Source organism: Mediterraneibacter faecis, from assembly GCF_055383675.1.
On the sequence record NZ_AP043803.1, the window covers coordinates 2,005,002 to 2,020,156 of the forward strand.

Sequence of the window (15,155 nt, forward strand, 5' to 3'; positions counted from 1 at the left end):
TTTCTATTTTGAAATCGTATACATCGCTACCTCATCTGTCTCACGATTTGCAGAGATAATAATATCTTTTCCGTTTTTCACATAATGAGCCACATTTGCCGGACCGCAGTCATGATCGATCACTTCCGACTCATACTGCTTTGTCTCCTTATTATATGCAAATACAATCAGATCTCTTTCTGCTTTTCTGTGTCCAATCACAACTACTGGTTGTCCACACAGATTACCTCCATAAATTGCGTGTGTGAATTCTGCCGGTTTTTCATACTCATAAACTTTCTCGAATGCTCCGTCATTCTTCTTGTAAATAGAAATTTGATTTCCATGAAATGGAGATAATACTGCAAGCTCTTTCTCTCCGTCCTCATCCAGATCAATTAATACCGCATCGCTCGCTGCTGTCTCAAGAAGTGTACGAATCTCCCATTCCCCATCTTTCTCTTCTGGTGGAATAAACTGAAACACTCCGCAATCAGCTGAGATTACGCTCGTATCCATGTCATTTTCTCTCACACGATAGTAACCGTGATTCTTAAGCATATCTTCTTTAATCACTTTTAATTCTAATTGATTATCTTCATTATAAGAAGAAAGATCCTCTGGCAATACTGCTGCATAAACCTTGCCCGGCATAGACCAGTCATCTTTATACTCATGTCCTGACTTTAATGCGCATGCAATTAAGTAATAAACTCCATTTCTCTCAACGATATCAAAGCGATGTACATGTGGAAGATTAACTAATGTACGTACTTCCCAGTTTCCTTTTTCAATTGGAGTCACGATTACAATCTTTGCTTCTTTTGAATCATTTGGAGAATAGAATTTATGAGTTGCAAGAAACTGTCCATTTCTTCCCGGAACTTGCACCATGCTCATAACTCCACCTGGTTCACTCCAGATTGTATCTTCTTCATTTCCATCCTGATCAAATAAAATACAACGGTCTATTTTCTCTGCTGCTACCATAAAATGTTTCTTTCCCTGGTATTCCAGTGGAGCGATGGAATAGCATTTGGTCAGATTTGATATTACTTTTTTCTCAACTTTCCACATTTTTCTCATCCTTTCTTGTCATCTGTTCATCGAGCATTTTTTCAAACATATCATGTGCAAATACAAGATCTTCTTTCCAGTTCTCATTTCCTACATACCAGAATTCTGTCACATATTTTCGTATTCCAAGCTGCCATGCAAGAGCAATTGCCTCTTTAAAATTCACATGTCCGGTTCCAAATGGAATCTCACGAAATTTACCAGGCACTGTCTCTTTTAGGTGCATTGCACAAAGATGACCTTTACCAATCATCATATCTTCAAGCACATCATTCTTATATTCTATTGCTGCATTGGTAATATTTCCGATATCGGGATAGACATTAAGATAAGGTGAATCTACCAGTGTGGTATATTTCATTGCCTTTTCCACTGTGTTCATGAACTCTGTTTCCATTGTCTCGAATCCGAGAACAACGCCGGCTTTTTCTGCCATATGTGTTGCTTTCTTTAAATTCTTAAGAAAACGCTTTTTTGTCTCAAAAGAAGAATCTTCATAATAGACATCATATCCTGCAAGCTGAATAATGCGAATTCCAAGATCTTCTGCAAGCCGGATTGCTTTTTCCATAATTTCCATTCCACGTTTTTCAATTTCCGGATCATTGCTTCCAAATGGATATTTCCTGTGTCCACTCAAACACATGGAACGAATCGGTACCCCGGTCATCATCATTAATCGAACCAGTTCTAAACGTTCTTCCTTTGACATATCAAGTCTTGCAAGCTTTGTATCTGTCTCATCAATACTGATTTCAATATAATCAAATCCTGCTGCTTTCGCTGAGAGCATCTTCTGCTCCCAGCTCAAGTCTGACGGCATGGATTTTTCATACAAACCTAATGTATATTCTCTTTCCATAACCTGCCTCCGGATCTTATTCGATCACTCCATATTCTTTCAGTTTCTCTTCAATTTCCTGTGCAGACATAATATTTCTCAATGGAATTACTTTTACGCCTTTTTTCTCAGCATCTTTAAACATATTTGCAAAATTCTGTGCACAAAGAACTACATCAAATTGCGTTGCAGCACTTTTTCCTTCAGATAATGCACAATGGTGCAATCTTCCCGGAGTAATATTTACTTTTTTTAATACTTTCTGAAGTGTCATTTTCATCATCATACTGGAGCCTGCTCCGTTTGCACAACATACCATAAATTTAAGATTTTTTGTACTCATAATTTCTATCTCCTTATTTCTTATCAATTAATTATTTTTTGCTGCTTTCATCTCTTTATATGCTTCATAATCTTCTGTAATCTTGAAATATCCTTCCTTATCCAATCGATACTGGATCTGAGGGATTGCGATCAGTACAACTGCAACAATCACGATACCTGCATAACTTAAGAACTTCATTACTGCGGTCATAACCGGCCACACAACTGCCCAATCCCACATTCCGATATATCCGCCATACGCTGCCATTCCTACCCATCCTGCGATGATTGCAGAACCAAACACCTGACAAAGACCTGAGATAAATGGCAGGATCAAGGCTGCTTTAACTCCGCCTTTTTCATTTGCGAAAATACCGATTGTTGCGTTATCAAAAAATACCGGAACGAATCCACAGATCACAAGTACCGGACTCTTTAATACAATCAATACTGCAATTGCAAGAATCTGCCCTACAAACCCTGCAAGGAACCCAATCGGTACTGCATTTGCAGAACCAAATCCAAATGCTACTGCACAGTCAACACCTGGAATTGATCCCGGAAGAAGCTTGTCTGCAATACCCTGGAAGGACTGTGTCAGCTCTGTTACGAAAGTGCGTACACCAAGCTGAAGGATTGCAAGATAAACTGAAAAATACAGGCAAGTCTGGATCACATAAAATACCATGCTCTGTCCTTCTGTCATAAATCCTTGTTCTGTCAGATAATCTCTCCCGAGGATCACAAGAATCGCACCAAAGAAAATCAGCATCAAGATTGATGTACATACCATATTGTCATTAAAGATAGACATGAATCCCGGCAGCTCTACATCATCAATTTTCTTTACTTCTTTACCGTTTTTCTTTTTTCCGAAGAATTTCTCTGCAATCCATGTATTGAGTGCAATTCCAAACATCTGCTGGTGTGCAAGACAGAAGCCTGCACCATCAGATAACTCCTGACATGGCTTAATCGTAAGGTTGGCACCTACAGCCCAGTAAAGTCCAAGAACAACTGCCATAACTACTATCATTGCTACATTCTTTGTTAAAAGGAACGGACATGCAAACATGATCAGCCAATAAGCAGTTGCTGCCTGCTGCACCTGCACGTGTCCTGTTGTGAACAGCGCACGCATTTTTGTTACTTTACTAAATCTTACTAAAATGATATTTACGATAAAAGCAATAAGAAGAAGAACCATTGCTTCTCCAAAGCCTTTTCCAAATACTTCTTCAACTCCTGCGGTTACTGCATTTTGTCCAAAATATGGATCAATAACCATTGCATCCATATTAAAACGATCTTTCAATCCAACCAGTACCGGACGGAAATTACTTACCAGTCCGCTAGAGCCAACTGTCAGAATTAAATATCCTACAATTGCTTTGATCACACCTGCAAGCACATCGTACCATGGCTTTTTCAAAAGGATATATCCAAGGGCAACGATCAGACCTATCATAAATGCCGGCTGCTCTAATATATTGGTCGCAAAATAAGACCAGGCTCTCATTAAAAGTTCCATATGTATTTCCTCCTCAACTCCCCGCTGCCACCTTCATCATCTGAATAGCAGCGACTCTTGCTTATTCTGTGATATATTTTTCTTCTAATTTCAACAGATCTTCCGGTGTCTTTGCCTGTGCAAGTTCTTCTACAAGATCTTCATTCATCAGCATTTCAGACAATCTTGACATATTATCCAAATGTTGTTCTGGATTGCAGGATGCCAGCGTAAAGAATAACTGTGCATCCAGTTCCGAATCTCCAGGTTCAAAACTTACCGGAGTCTCCAGTTTCATAAAAGAAACTGCTGTCTTATTAACCCCCTCTGCTCCTTCCTGAGAATGCGGCATTGCGATATTCGGAGCAATCACAATATATGGACCATATTTTTCAACACACTTGATAATATCTTCTTTGTAGTTATCTTCTACTGTTCCATCTGATTCCAACGGTTCGCAGCTCATGCGGATTGCCTCTTTCCAATCCGCCGCTGAGTCTGCAAATTTATAATGCTTTTTCTCAACAAATTCTTTTAACATCATTTACTTCCTCCATATTCTCACTTAAAGCGCTGCTCTTGCCTGATACATTTTCATGCAATGAAAAGCTTTTACAGACAGGAACGATATGGGATATTCTGTGGTGCTTCAAAGCAATCCTCGAATCCTCTTCTGTGGTGATAATAAATCTTATCCTTATCTGCCGGATATGTATATTTTCCGCCCACCTGCCAGAAGAATGGATGGAATTTGTATTCATTTCTATCTTTCTTGAAATCATAAAGAACTTTAATCTCATCGCAGTCAGCCTGGAAATTTGTCCATACATCCCAGTGGATTGGAACAACAACCTTGCACTGCAGGTTCTCAGCCATTCTCAATACATCAATAGAAGTCATCTTGTCCTGCATACCAATCGGATTTTCTCCAAAAGAGCCAAATGCTACATCTACGTCGTAATCTTTTCCATGTTTTGCAAAATAAATTGAAAAGTGAGAGTCTCCACTATGATAAATATTTCCACCTGGTGTTTTGATCAGATAATTAACTGCCTTATCATCCATATCTGTTGGGCAAACTCCTGTTAGTTCTTCTCTTGTCTCATCTGTCTTATCTGTTGTCACGATACAGGTACGATCAAAGGAATCAAGTGCAATAATTTCAAGATCTTTGATCTTAATCGCATCTCCCGGCTTTACAGTAATACATCTGTCTGCCGGAACACCCCATTTCTGCCAGAGCTCAACTGATTTCTTAGGACCGATAAATGGAACCGGAATTTCTTTCCCATTCTCATCTACTGTTGTCATACCACTCTGGATCACGTGTGCTGCCCACTCTGCGGACATATGATCCTGATGATAATGTGTTGCAAGCACTGCATCTACTTTCTTGAATGCAAATGGGTCGATCACAAACGGAACATTTCTTAAGTTTGGCTGCATTGCGCGACCACCACACATATTCGCCATCTGATGTCCGACTTTCATCTTACCGTCGCCGTGAGTTCTTTTACCATTTCCACACCAGAGATCAATCGTGATATTTGTGTCCTCTGGTGTTTTCATCCAGATTCCTGTACATCCAAGCCACCACATTGCCACATTACCAGGTGCTACCTTCTCATTTTCAATATCCTCTACAAGCCATGTTCCCCACTCAGGAAATGTACTCATGATCCAATTTTCTCTTGTGATTTTTTCAATTTTACTCATTACTTTGTTCTCCTTCATAATTCTTGTTTCACACTATTTATATCTTATTTTCTATTTTTCAGCCGGCTTTGTTTTTGTGATTTCATCATAGCATCCAGGTTTTGCAAAGAAAAGTACAAGAAATGTTATGTTATTGTGCAAAAAATTATATGCAAAAAAAGAAGACCGTCCACGGTAAATTTTTTCTCTTATCGTGAATTGTCTTCCTTTTTACTACTTACAATATTCTATTCCGTTGTGTTTTCTTCTCGTAATATCTGGTTAATATATACAAGAATCTCATCCTTTGCACATTTCTGCATTATTTCGTGCAAACCATTGTGTTCTTCGAACAGATTCATAATATCTCGAAGGATTTTCAAATGTTTTTCCTGGTCTTCTACCGCCAGCATAATGATGATCTGTGCATCATAAAACTCTGTGAAATGTACTGGTTTCTCAAAAACTGTCATTGATACATCCAGACAGTTTGCTCCATCCTCCGGTTTTCCATGTGCCAGTACAATTCCTTTTGTGATAAACATGTACGGACCGTAATACTGGATTTGAGAAATGATATTATCTAGATAACATCGTTCAATACTCCCTGCTTCTAAGAGCATTTCTCCTGATTTTCGAATGGCTTCCTGCCAGGAATAGGTTTCTCTTTCTATACGAATGCGATCTTTTGCAAGAAACTCTACAAGTCCTGTCTTTTTATTCCCATCTGAAATCTGCCGCTTTACAGATTCTCCCTGCATATATTTAGCTAAATCTTTTTTCAAGCTTTCATAGTCTTCTTCATCAACATATTTTCGAACCACTTCAAAAAGTTCTGTAACATCTGTTGTTTTCTTTTGCCTCTCAATCAGACGATGATTTAAAATTGCTTTTCTGTCATAATCTGTCAGAATCGGACGTACAATAATTACCGGAACGATAGACTTCAATTTTACAGTTGAAATAATCAGATCGCACTGCTCATGGACATTGAGCAGATCAACTGCCGCAACCACATCAAGAATCTCCGCATACGGCAAAAGTTTCTGAATCTCTCTTTTAAGCATATTTCCAGTAGACACTCCATTCACGCAGACGATCAGAATCCGCAAATGATCCTCTGGACGTTCTGCAATTTTCATATGCGAGCCAAAATGAAGTGCAAGATATGCAATCTCACTGTCTGGAATTGGAAGTCCGATCATTTGTTCCAAATACTTTGATGCAATCTTTGTTATATCAAATAAATTCGGATATTCTCTCATAATATCATCACTGAGTGGATTCCCAATCTGAATACCATACTGATAACGATACATCGATGAATTAATATGTAAAAATAAGGCTCTTTCCAATTCTTCTTTATCTTCAAATTCAATACATGCTTTCTTTTCAAACTCTGACACAAGTGCTTTTGAAATTTCATAAACTGACTGATCTGCATGGTTATCAAACATCTCATCAATCACAGATTCCGCCACTCTGGAACCAAGAAGATGCAGACACAGATAAATATGTTCTTTTTCATCAAGATCAGGAAAATATCTCTGAACAATCTGATATTCTGGTGTAGGAAGGAGTTTATCCATATTTAAATTTGGAAAATACGGTCTTCTCGCTCCTTTATACATCAGTGGAACCAGAGACGCCAAGGCAAAGAGAACCCCTTTCACATATTTTGTGTTTAATTCTTCTGCAATTGCCTGTAGTTTTTCATAATGTTCACGAATTGGCTCTTGATAGAGAAAATCCAAAACTCCGGCCTCGAATAAAGGATACAGTGAATTAAAATACATAAAAAATAATGCTCTGATTCTCACAACATCTCCGGAAATCTTATATCCTTTTTTCTTCTCATATACCAAAGTTAAATTGTATTCCTGAAGCTGGGCCACCACCGCACGCATATCATTAAAAATCGTGTTACGGCTCACCTGACAATACTCTGCAATCTTATCAATATAAACCGCTTCACTTAGATGCGTAATTAAAATATAACAATAAATAATTTTCACTCTCTCTGACGGTGAAAACACGTAGCTTTCTTCTACTTCTTTATGATCGATCACCTCATTGATCATGTTCTTATCTTTCTCTGAAATCAGGATTCCTTTACCACGAACCACTTCTAATTCGGAGATCCCCTGTTCTGTCAACCATTCATTTACCTTACAAAGATCATAATAGACACTTCTTTTAGATACCCCTGTTTCTTCTGCCAACTGTTGCAGAGATATATAATCTTCTGCCATAAGCAGCAATGTAAGTATCTTCCTGCAACGTTCATTGATATAAGCAGTTCCCATTGTATTCATCCCTTCTTTCTATTTATTTGGCGGATACGCCACACCGACGAAATGCGTAGCATTTTGGAGGTTGGCTCTGAACAGTTACAGTTATTTTAGAATAAAAACTCTGCCAGCACACAGTTGCTGACATCCATCCCCCGATGCGTCAGTCGGATTCGATCTCCACTAAATTCCAGCAATTGTTCTTCTTCTAATTTATCAAGAATTTCCCCATAAACATCATCCACATTCTTTCCAAAATAATTCTGGAAATCTGTTCTCGAAACTCCCTCTATTTTGCGAAGTCCTAGATACATGAATTCTTCCATCTGTGATTCCACAGAAAGGATTTCTCTGTCAATAAGAATCGGCTCGCTATTTCTAATCTTTTCAATATATGCTTTCCGATCACGGATATGGTCAAACCGTTCCCCTTTGATCAGCGATGAGGAACCTGCCCCAATCCCAAGGTACTCCACTCTGTCCCAGTAGCCGAGATTATGTCTGCATTCTTTTCCCGGCTTTGCATAATTGGAAATCTCATATCGATGCATTCCTGCTTCTGCAAGTCTTTGTATTGTCAGTTCTCCCATCGCATACTCTTCTTCCTCTGACGGAAGTTTCCATGCACCGCGGTCTAATTTCCCTTTTTCATACCAGTCGTAGAATACTGTTCCTTCTTCCAATATCAAACTATATGCAGATATATGTTCCGGCTCAAGTGCCAGAACTTTTGAAAGTGTATCTTCATAACTTTCTATCGTCTGTCCCGGAAGCGCAGACATAAGATCGATATTTCTGTTTTTGAAACCTGCCTGTTCTGTCAGTTTCCATGTCTCAAGGAATTCCTCATAGGTATGGATCCTTCCAAGCATCTTCAGTTCTTCGTTCTGTGCAGACTGAAGTCCGATACTCAACCTGTTTACGCCTGCTGCTTTCATAGCACGAAGCTTTTCAATATCAACGGTTCCCGGATTCATTTCCATTGTGATCTCTGCATTCTCATTTACTGAAAATATATGGTAAATTGTAGTAAAAATCTTTTCTATCTGTTCCGGAGTCAGCAGAGACGGTGTTCCTCCTCCCAGGAAAATTGTCTGAACTTCATACTCTCCAGATAATTCCTGATAACTCTGAATCTCCTGAATCATAGCACTGACATAATCCGCCTGTTCTTTCGGTGTTCCACTTGCTGAGAAAAAATCACAATAATTACATTTTCTTACACAAAATGGAATATGGAGATATAATTCTAAATTTCTCTTTTTCATCTTTAAATACAGAAAGATACTGTCTGACAAAAACAGTACCTTCCCCTTCCTTCTTTTATCTAGTTCTCATCCAGCTTCAGGACACTCATGAATGCACTCTGTGGAATCTCTACGTTTCCAACCTGGCGCATTCTCTTCTTTCCTTCTTTCTGTTTTTCAAGCAATTTCTTCTTACGTGAAATGTCACCGCCGTAACATTTCGCAAGAACGTCCTTACGCATTGCCTTAACTGTCTCTCTCGCAATAATCTTACTTCCGACTGCTGCCTGGATCGGAATCTCGAAAAGCTGTCTCGGAATCTCTTCTTTCAGCTTCTCGCACATCTTTCTTCCACGCTCATAAGCGCTTCCCTCGAATACAATAAAGGAAAGAGCATCCACTTCTTCTTTGTTAATCAGAATGTCAAGTTTGACAAGCTCGGAACGTACATAACCAAGCATCTCATAATCAAAAGATGCGTATCCTCTGGATCTTGATTTCAATGCATCAAAGAAATCATAAATAATCTCGTTGAGTGGCAGATGATATGTCAACACGGCTCTTGTCTCTTCAATATATTCCATTCCCTGATAGATTCCACGGCGTTCCTGACACAGATCCATGATCGCTCCGATGTACTCGGATGTCACCATGATCTCTGCCTTTACCATAGGCTCTTCCATATATTCAATCTCTGCAGGATCCGGCATATTTGTCGGGTTCGTCAGGTCGATCACATCACCGTTTGTCTTATGGATCTTGTAAATAACACTCGGTGCTGTTGTAACAAGATCAAGGTTGTACTCTCTTTCCAGACGTTCCTGAATGATCTCCAGATGAAGGAGTCCCAAGAATCCACAGCGGAACCCGAATCCAAGTGCCACGGATGTCTCAGCCTCAAACTGAAGTGCCGCGTCATTAAGCTGCAACTTCTCAAGTGCATCTCTCAGGTCCGGATACTTTGCTCCGTCTGCCGGATAAAGTCCACAGTATACCATCGGATTTACTTTCTTATATCCCGGAAGCGGCTCTGCACATGGATTTAATGCATTCGTGATCGTATCTCCGACACGCGTATCCTTTACATTCTTAAGGCTGGCTGTAATATATCCTACCATTCCCGCTTCGAGTGCATCACATGGAATAAACTGACCGGCACCAAAAGTTCCGACTTCTACAACTTCTGCTTTTGCTCCTGTTGCCATCATGAGCATCGGTGTACCTTTTCTGACCGTACCTTCCTTGATACGGCAGAATACGATAACTCCCTTGTATGAATCGTACTTGGAGTCAAAGATCAATGCCTGCAGCGGTGCATCCGGATCTCCGACCGGTGACGGAATCTGCTGTACGATCTGCTCGAGAACATCATGTACATTAAGACCTGTCTTTGCAGAAATCAGCGGCGCATTCTCCGCATCAATTCCAATCACATCTTCAATCTCTTCTTTTACTCGTTCCGGCTCTGCACTTGGAAGATCGATCTTGTTGATAACCGGCATAACGTCCAGATCATGATCGAGTGCCAGATATACATTCGCAAGTGTCTGTGCCTCAACTCCCTGTGCCGCATCAACAACAAGAATCGCTCCGTCGCAGGCTGCCAGGCTTCGGGATACCTCATAGTTGAAATCGACGTGTCCAGGTGTATCGATCAAGTTGAAAATATACTCTTCTCCGTCATCTGCCTGATATACAGTACGGACTGCCTGTGCTTTGATCGTGATTCCACGCTCTCTCTCCAGATCCATGTTATCGAGAACCTGTGACTGCATTTCTCTGCTAGTCAAAAGTCCTGTCTGCTCAATGATACGGTCCGCCAGTGTAGACTTACCGTGATCGATATGTGCTATAATGCAAAAATTTCTAATATGACTCTGATCAATTGTTGACAATACTTCTTCCTCCATCTATCTTTCTGACTGTTTTACAATAAAAAGTTCTACTGCAAGATTGTTTGTCAGCAATCCTGTCTTTACATCCTGCTCCAGCTGTGCCCCTTCTTCCATCACACGGCGCAACTGTCCCATCTTAAACCGCTTCGCCTGTTCCATATTCTTTCCTGCCACAAACGGATGTAATCCTGCTTTAGACGCAATCTCTTTTCTTCCATATCCCTGGTTCGCAAGTGCCTTGACATGGAAAAGCATCCTGTACTGACGTACCAGCAGAAAAAGAATACGCATCGGCGGTTCTTTTAAAGCCAGCAGTTCATAATACAGATCCAGTGCTTTCTGCTGATTTCCGGCTGCAACCGCATCTACCATCTCAAAAATATGATTCGTGATCTGCGTCACACAGACAGCATCAATATCTTCCTTCGTGATCGTATCTCTCTCCAGTGCATAACAGAATACTTTCTCCAGCTCTCCCTGGATATTTTCCATGTCTGTTCCAACTTTATCCAGAAAATACACGATCACAGACTCCGAAATCTGCTTCTGCTCTTTTCGGACCAGACCTGCAACCCAGCGTTTCAGTGTTCCTGCATCCTGCGTGGACAGCTCTGCAATATATCCTTTCGCTTTCACTGCTTTGTAGAGCCTGTTCCTCTTATCAATCTCTTCTTCCACGAAGATAAAACAGGTTGTCTCTGGCATATCCTTGATATAATCCGCCAGATCTGCCCCTGCCGCAGTTTTAAAAAATCCCGTATTCTCAAATACGATCAGTCTGCGCTCTGCAAAAAAAGGTAAGGTCTCTGCAAGATCGATTGCTTCTTTCACTGGCGTATTCTTCCCTTCATAATACGAATAGTTCATCGTATCGCCTTCCGGAAGCATTGCCTTCACAAAACGGTTCTTATACTGTTTCTTCAGATATCCTTCTTCTCCGCAGAGAAGATATACCTGCTTAAATTGTCCTGATTTTAAATCTTCATTTAAGGTCTTCATAACTATTCTATTATAAATGAATAACCAATACTTTGACAAGAGCCTTTTTATCACCTATTCCTGTTTTATAAATACTTGTGAACCTTTATTTTTCGTCCATCGCTCCTTAGTGTAATTGCACCACATTCCTGCGTGGACAATACTTCACTTCCGATTTCCTGCAGGCGTTCCAGCGTCTCCTCATGTGGATGTCCATAGCGGTTCTCTATCCCCGCTGAGATTAATGTTAATCTGGGGTTCACAATCTGAAGGAAGTCTTCACTCCCTGAATTCTTCGACCCATGATGTCCTGCTTTTAAGATTGGACAGCTTTCCAACGTTCCGCTTTCCACCAGCTGTTCCTCTCCTCTTCCTTCCAGATCTCCAGTCAGAAGCATTTGAAATGCCCCATCCTTCAATTCAAGTACAACAGATGCTTCATTTCCTGCTTCCAGACGAGGTACCTCCTCTTCCTTGCCACGAATACGCTCGTTTTTCCTCGTTGTCAACGGAGCGATGCATTTTAAATATATTCCGACTTCTTCTCCTGAATAAATTGTCAGCACTCTCGTCCCGTTTTCTTTCGCCATTTCTGCAAGATGGAGCAATTTCTCATCCATATATTCTTCCGGCGGAAGAACAAGCGCATCGATTTCCACTCCCTGTTTCTGATTTTGCAGAAGTTCCTGAATTCCATTGACGTGGTCCGCATCACCATGTGTCACAAAAACATACTCCAGTTTTCTGACCCCCTGCGATAATAGAAACGGCTCTATCCGGTAAGTACCGACAGAAGACAGATCACTGCTCCCTCCATCCACCAGCATTTTCTTTCCTTCTCTGTCTCTTATAAAAATACAGTCCCCCTGTCCAACGTCCAGGACAGTCACCTGAAGGTGTTTTGAATCATTCATAAGAATTCTGCACCCACCGATTGATCCTGCTATGACAATGCAAACAAGCAGCGAAAATCCTGCCTGTTTTCTTCGGTTATCTGTCTTATTTTTCATTGCATGAAACAGGAAGCACAAAAAGAATAGTACACCATAGTAAATAAGCACCCACCATAACTCTGGCTGTCCGGTCACAATCCTGCTGCCCGGAAGCGCTGATGTCAGCTCACATAATTTATCATAGAAGGACAACAGGCGATCACAGATTCTGAATCCAATTTTTCCTACGGTTCCCGATAATTCTGAAAATAAAAGTCCACCTATACCGGTCAACATCACAAATGGAAACAACGGAATTAAAATAACATTCAAAACGAGTGCATACGGCGGCACCTCAAAATAATAATACAGCATGATTCCCAGAAGCATTCCATTAACAGCTAAACTAATCTTAAATCCTTCCCATGCTTTCAAACGTGTTTTCTGTTCAAAAATTGGATACAATAATAAAATTCCAAGAATTGCACCAAACGAAAGTAAAAATGCTGCATCTAACAGATACAGCGGTTGATATATGCTTAAGATAGCTGCTGTAACCGCCAGGCTTGTAGGTTGATCCACATCTCTTCCGGTAATTTCTGCCCCCATACGGATAAAAAACATAAGAAGTGCACGAAGACTGGATACCTGTGGCCCTGTCATAACCAAATAAAAAAACAGAATCCCTCCTCCGACAATTCCGGAAAACAGAAATGAATTTCCCATTCTTCTTAATAACCGGTAAACAGACATTCCGATCAGTGACATGTGTAATCCCGAAATTGCAAGCAGATGTCCTAATCCGTTCTTCTGATACAATTTTTTCATCTCCGGATCAAGTCCGCTCTTTTCTCCCAACAAGATTGCTGAAAGCATCGCGCCATGTGTTTTTCCCATCTGGCTCACCATCTTCCAGTTCCAGTAATTTTTCAGCCGATCCAGCTGATTCCGTATGCTATTCCATCGTGATACAATCCAGTTCTTGTCTTTTTCAGACAAAACGATCTCAACCTGTTCTGCCTTTGTTAAAACCCCAACATGGATTCCCTGTTTTTGATAATAACTTTTTTGGTTAAAATTACCCGGATTCCTTGGCAGATGAAACGATTGTTTTATCCCCCACACATTCAGCTTCTGTCCTATTTTCATTCTGATTTTTTTACCGGATTTATTATTTTTTATTGTTACAAGGATTTTCTTTTCTTTGATTATCTGATTCTTACTCTTTTGATCTGTACAAGAAACAACCGCATCTTTCAGATAAATTGCAGTTGATTGTGATTTATTTTCAATTCTATAAACCGTGCCCTCGCAAATCACATCTTTTTCATCCAAAATCAATGTTTCTGCAAGGGACGGTTTCTGATCTTTTGTATTCTGTAAAAAACTCACTCTTACAAGCTGTATGGCAAGCAGTACAAGACATACCATACAGAGCGGGCGTTTTCTCATTCTTTATTATCTGCTGCTATCCAGTCCTGCTCTTCATTCAATGGCTGTGACAAGTCCACCTTCTCCATGTATTTTGCATTCGATTCACCATTGATCGTAATCTGTACCTGCCTTACTCCTGCTCCCTCTACAAGAGAATCCACAATAGAATAAATCGTGATCTCAGGCAACACATCATACGCACTGATCAGAAATGTGCTGTCAAAATTCACATAACAAATCCCATCCTTTGTCGTTACGCTCAACAGGTTAGCGGCTGGATTGATCGTTGGATAAGCCCCCTCCTCAGATGGACCTTGCATCAACTTTTCTACAATCAGCTTTTCTTTCAAAACATTACTGCTGTAATGAACATCAACCTCTTGCTTGACCAGTTTGGATCCATTCTGATCTGCAAAATACAATGTCAGTGTATCCGTTTGATAAGAACTTAATGAAGATCCTGTTGCATCAACAATGTCATCCTCATTCATTAAGCCAACATCATTTCCTTCATTATCTTTGAGTGGTTTCCCTTCCACACGGACAGATACCGCATCAATTCCGTCAATCTGAAACAGTGACTGTACGATTGCTGCCCGCATCAGTTTCTCATCCAGAGGTTTCACTTCATAATATTCTTCGCTGAAATTAATCTCAAGGATACTGCCCTTTAAAGCACAATCGAGCAATTTCACCTGTTCCGGAATTGCCTGTGTATATTCAATTTCATTCGTTGGTTTCTTCATCTCATCGATTACAGATTCCGCCTTTTTTATCGCAGAATTGCCGCTGATCTTAGTCGCGACCTTTACAAGTCCTGTCTTGTCTGTATTCATACAGTAAATGTAAGATTCGCCTTCCTCTACTCCATAATGATCCCCACACGCAGTTACTGCGAGAGAAAGAATCAGAATAAGCAACACTGCGATTCCTTTTCTTTTTTTCATAACTT

General features: G+C 40.3%; 12 protein-coding genes. All 12 read right to left on the minus strand.

Going from position 1 to position 15,155, the window contains the following annotated elements:
• Nucleotides 1-3: 3 nt before the first annotated feature.
• The 12 genes from ACZ47Z_RS09505 to ACZ47Z_RS09560 all read right to left on the minus strand — a co-directional run bounded on the left by ACZ47Z_RS09505 (nucleotide 4) and on the right by ACZ47Z_RS09560 (nucleotide 15,150).
• A complete protein-coding gene (locus tag ACZ47Z_RS09505) occupies nucleotides 4-1,056 on the minus strand; it encodes a hypothetical protein (protein ID WP_054753930.1) in 1,053 nt (350 codons plus the stop codon).
• Nucleotides 1,043-1,918, minus strand: a complete 876-nt coding sequence (locus ACZ47Z_RS09510; protein ID WP_464525517.1) for an L-ribulose-5-phosphate 3-epimerase — start codon at nucleotides 1,916-1,918, stop codon at nucleotides 1,043-1,045. Before ACZ47Z_RS09510 ends, ACZ47Z_RS09505 begins: the two co-directional genes overlap by 14 nt.
• Nucleotides 1,919-1,934: 16 nt before the next feature.
• Nucleotides 1,935-2,240: a PTS sugar transporter subunit IIB gene (locus ACZ47Z_RS09515; protein ID WP_054753924.1), complete on the minus strand. Its 306-nt coding sequence runs from the start codon at nucleotides 2,238-2,240 to the stop codon at nucleotides 1,935-1,937.
• A 27-nt stretch (nucleotides 2,241-2,267) separates the two neighbouring features.
• Nucleotides 2,268-3,752: a PTS ascorbate transporter subunit IIC gene (locus ACZ47Z_RS09520; protein ID WP_054753922.1), complete on the minus strand. Its 1,485-nt coding sequence runs from the start codon at nucleotides 3,750-3,752 to the stop codon at nucleotides 2,268-2,270.
• Nucleotides 3,753-3,813: 61 nt separating this feature from the next.
• Nucleotides 3,814-4,275 (minus strand): PTS sugar transporter subunit IIA, encoded by a 462-nt coding sequence (locus ACZ47Z_RS09525; protein WP_331468631.1) that lies wholly within the window; start codon nucleotides 4,273-4,275, stop codon nucleotides 3,814-3,816.
• 68 nt (nucleotides 4,276-4,343) lie between these two features.
• Nucleotides 4,344-5,447: an L-ascorbate 6-phosphate lactonase gene (gene ulaG / locus ACZ47Z_RS09530; RefSeq protein WP_464525518.1), complete on the minus strand. Its 1,104-nt coding sequence runs from the start codon at nucleotides 5,445-5,447 to the stop codon at nucleotides 4,344-4,346.
• 227 nt (nucleotides 5,448-5,674) lie between these two features.
• The gene (locus tag ACZ47Z_RS09535; protein ID WP_464525519.1) at nucleotides 5,675-7,732 is read right to left on the minus strand and encodes a BglG family transcription antiterminator; all 2,058 of its coding nucleotides are present in this window, start codon (nucleotides 7,730-7,732) and stop codon (nucleotides 5,675-5,677) included.
• Nucleotides 7,733-7,827: 95 nt separating this feature from the next.
• Nucleotides 7,828-8,985: a radical SAM family heme chaperone HemW gene (hemW, locus tag ACZ47Z_RS09540; RefSeq protein WP_464526053.1), complete on the minus strand. Its 1,158-nt coding sequence runs from the start codon at nucleotides 8,983-8,985 to the stop codon at nucleotides 7,828-7,830.
• Between the two features lie 59 nt (nucleotides 8,986-9,044).
• On the minus strand, nucleotides 9,045-10,859 hold the full coding sequence (gene lepA / locus ACZ47Z_RS09545; protein WP_118187873.1) for a translation elongation factor 4: 1,815 nt from the start codon (nucleotides 10,857-10,859) through the stop codon (nucleotides 9,045-9,047).
• 15 nt (nucleotides 10,860-10,874) lie between these two features.
• The gene (holA, locus tag ACZ47Z_RS09550; RefSeq protein ID WP_464525520.1) at nucleotides 10,875-11,858 is read right to left on the minus strand and encodes a DNA polymerase III subunit delta; all 984 of its coding nucleotides are present in this window, start codon (nucleotides 11,856-11,858) and stop codon (nucleotides 10,875-10,877) included.
• 65 nt (nucleotides 11,859-11,923) lie between these two features.
• Entirely contained in the window at nucleotides 11,924-14,221 is a 2,298-nt protein-coding gene (locus ACZ47Z_RS09555; protein ID WP_464525521.1) for a DNA internalization-related competence protein ComEC/Rec2, read from the minus strand.
• Nucleotides 14,218-15,150: a GerMN domain-containing protein gene (locus ACZ47Z_RS09560; protein WP_117834953.1), complete on the minus strand. Its 933-nt coding sequence runs from the start codon at nucleotides 15,148-15,150 to the stop codon at nucleotides 14,218-14,220. The genes ACZ47Z_RS09555 and ACZ47Z_RS09560 overlap by 4 nt, the downstream gene beginning before the upstream one ends.
• Between the last annotated feature and the right edge of the window lie 5 nt (nucleotides 15,151-15,155).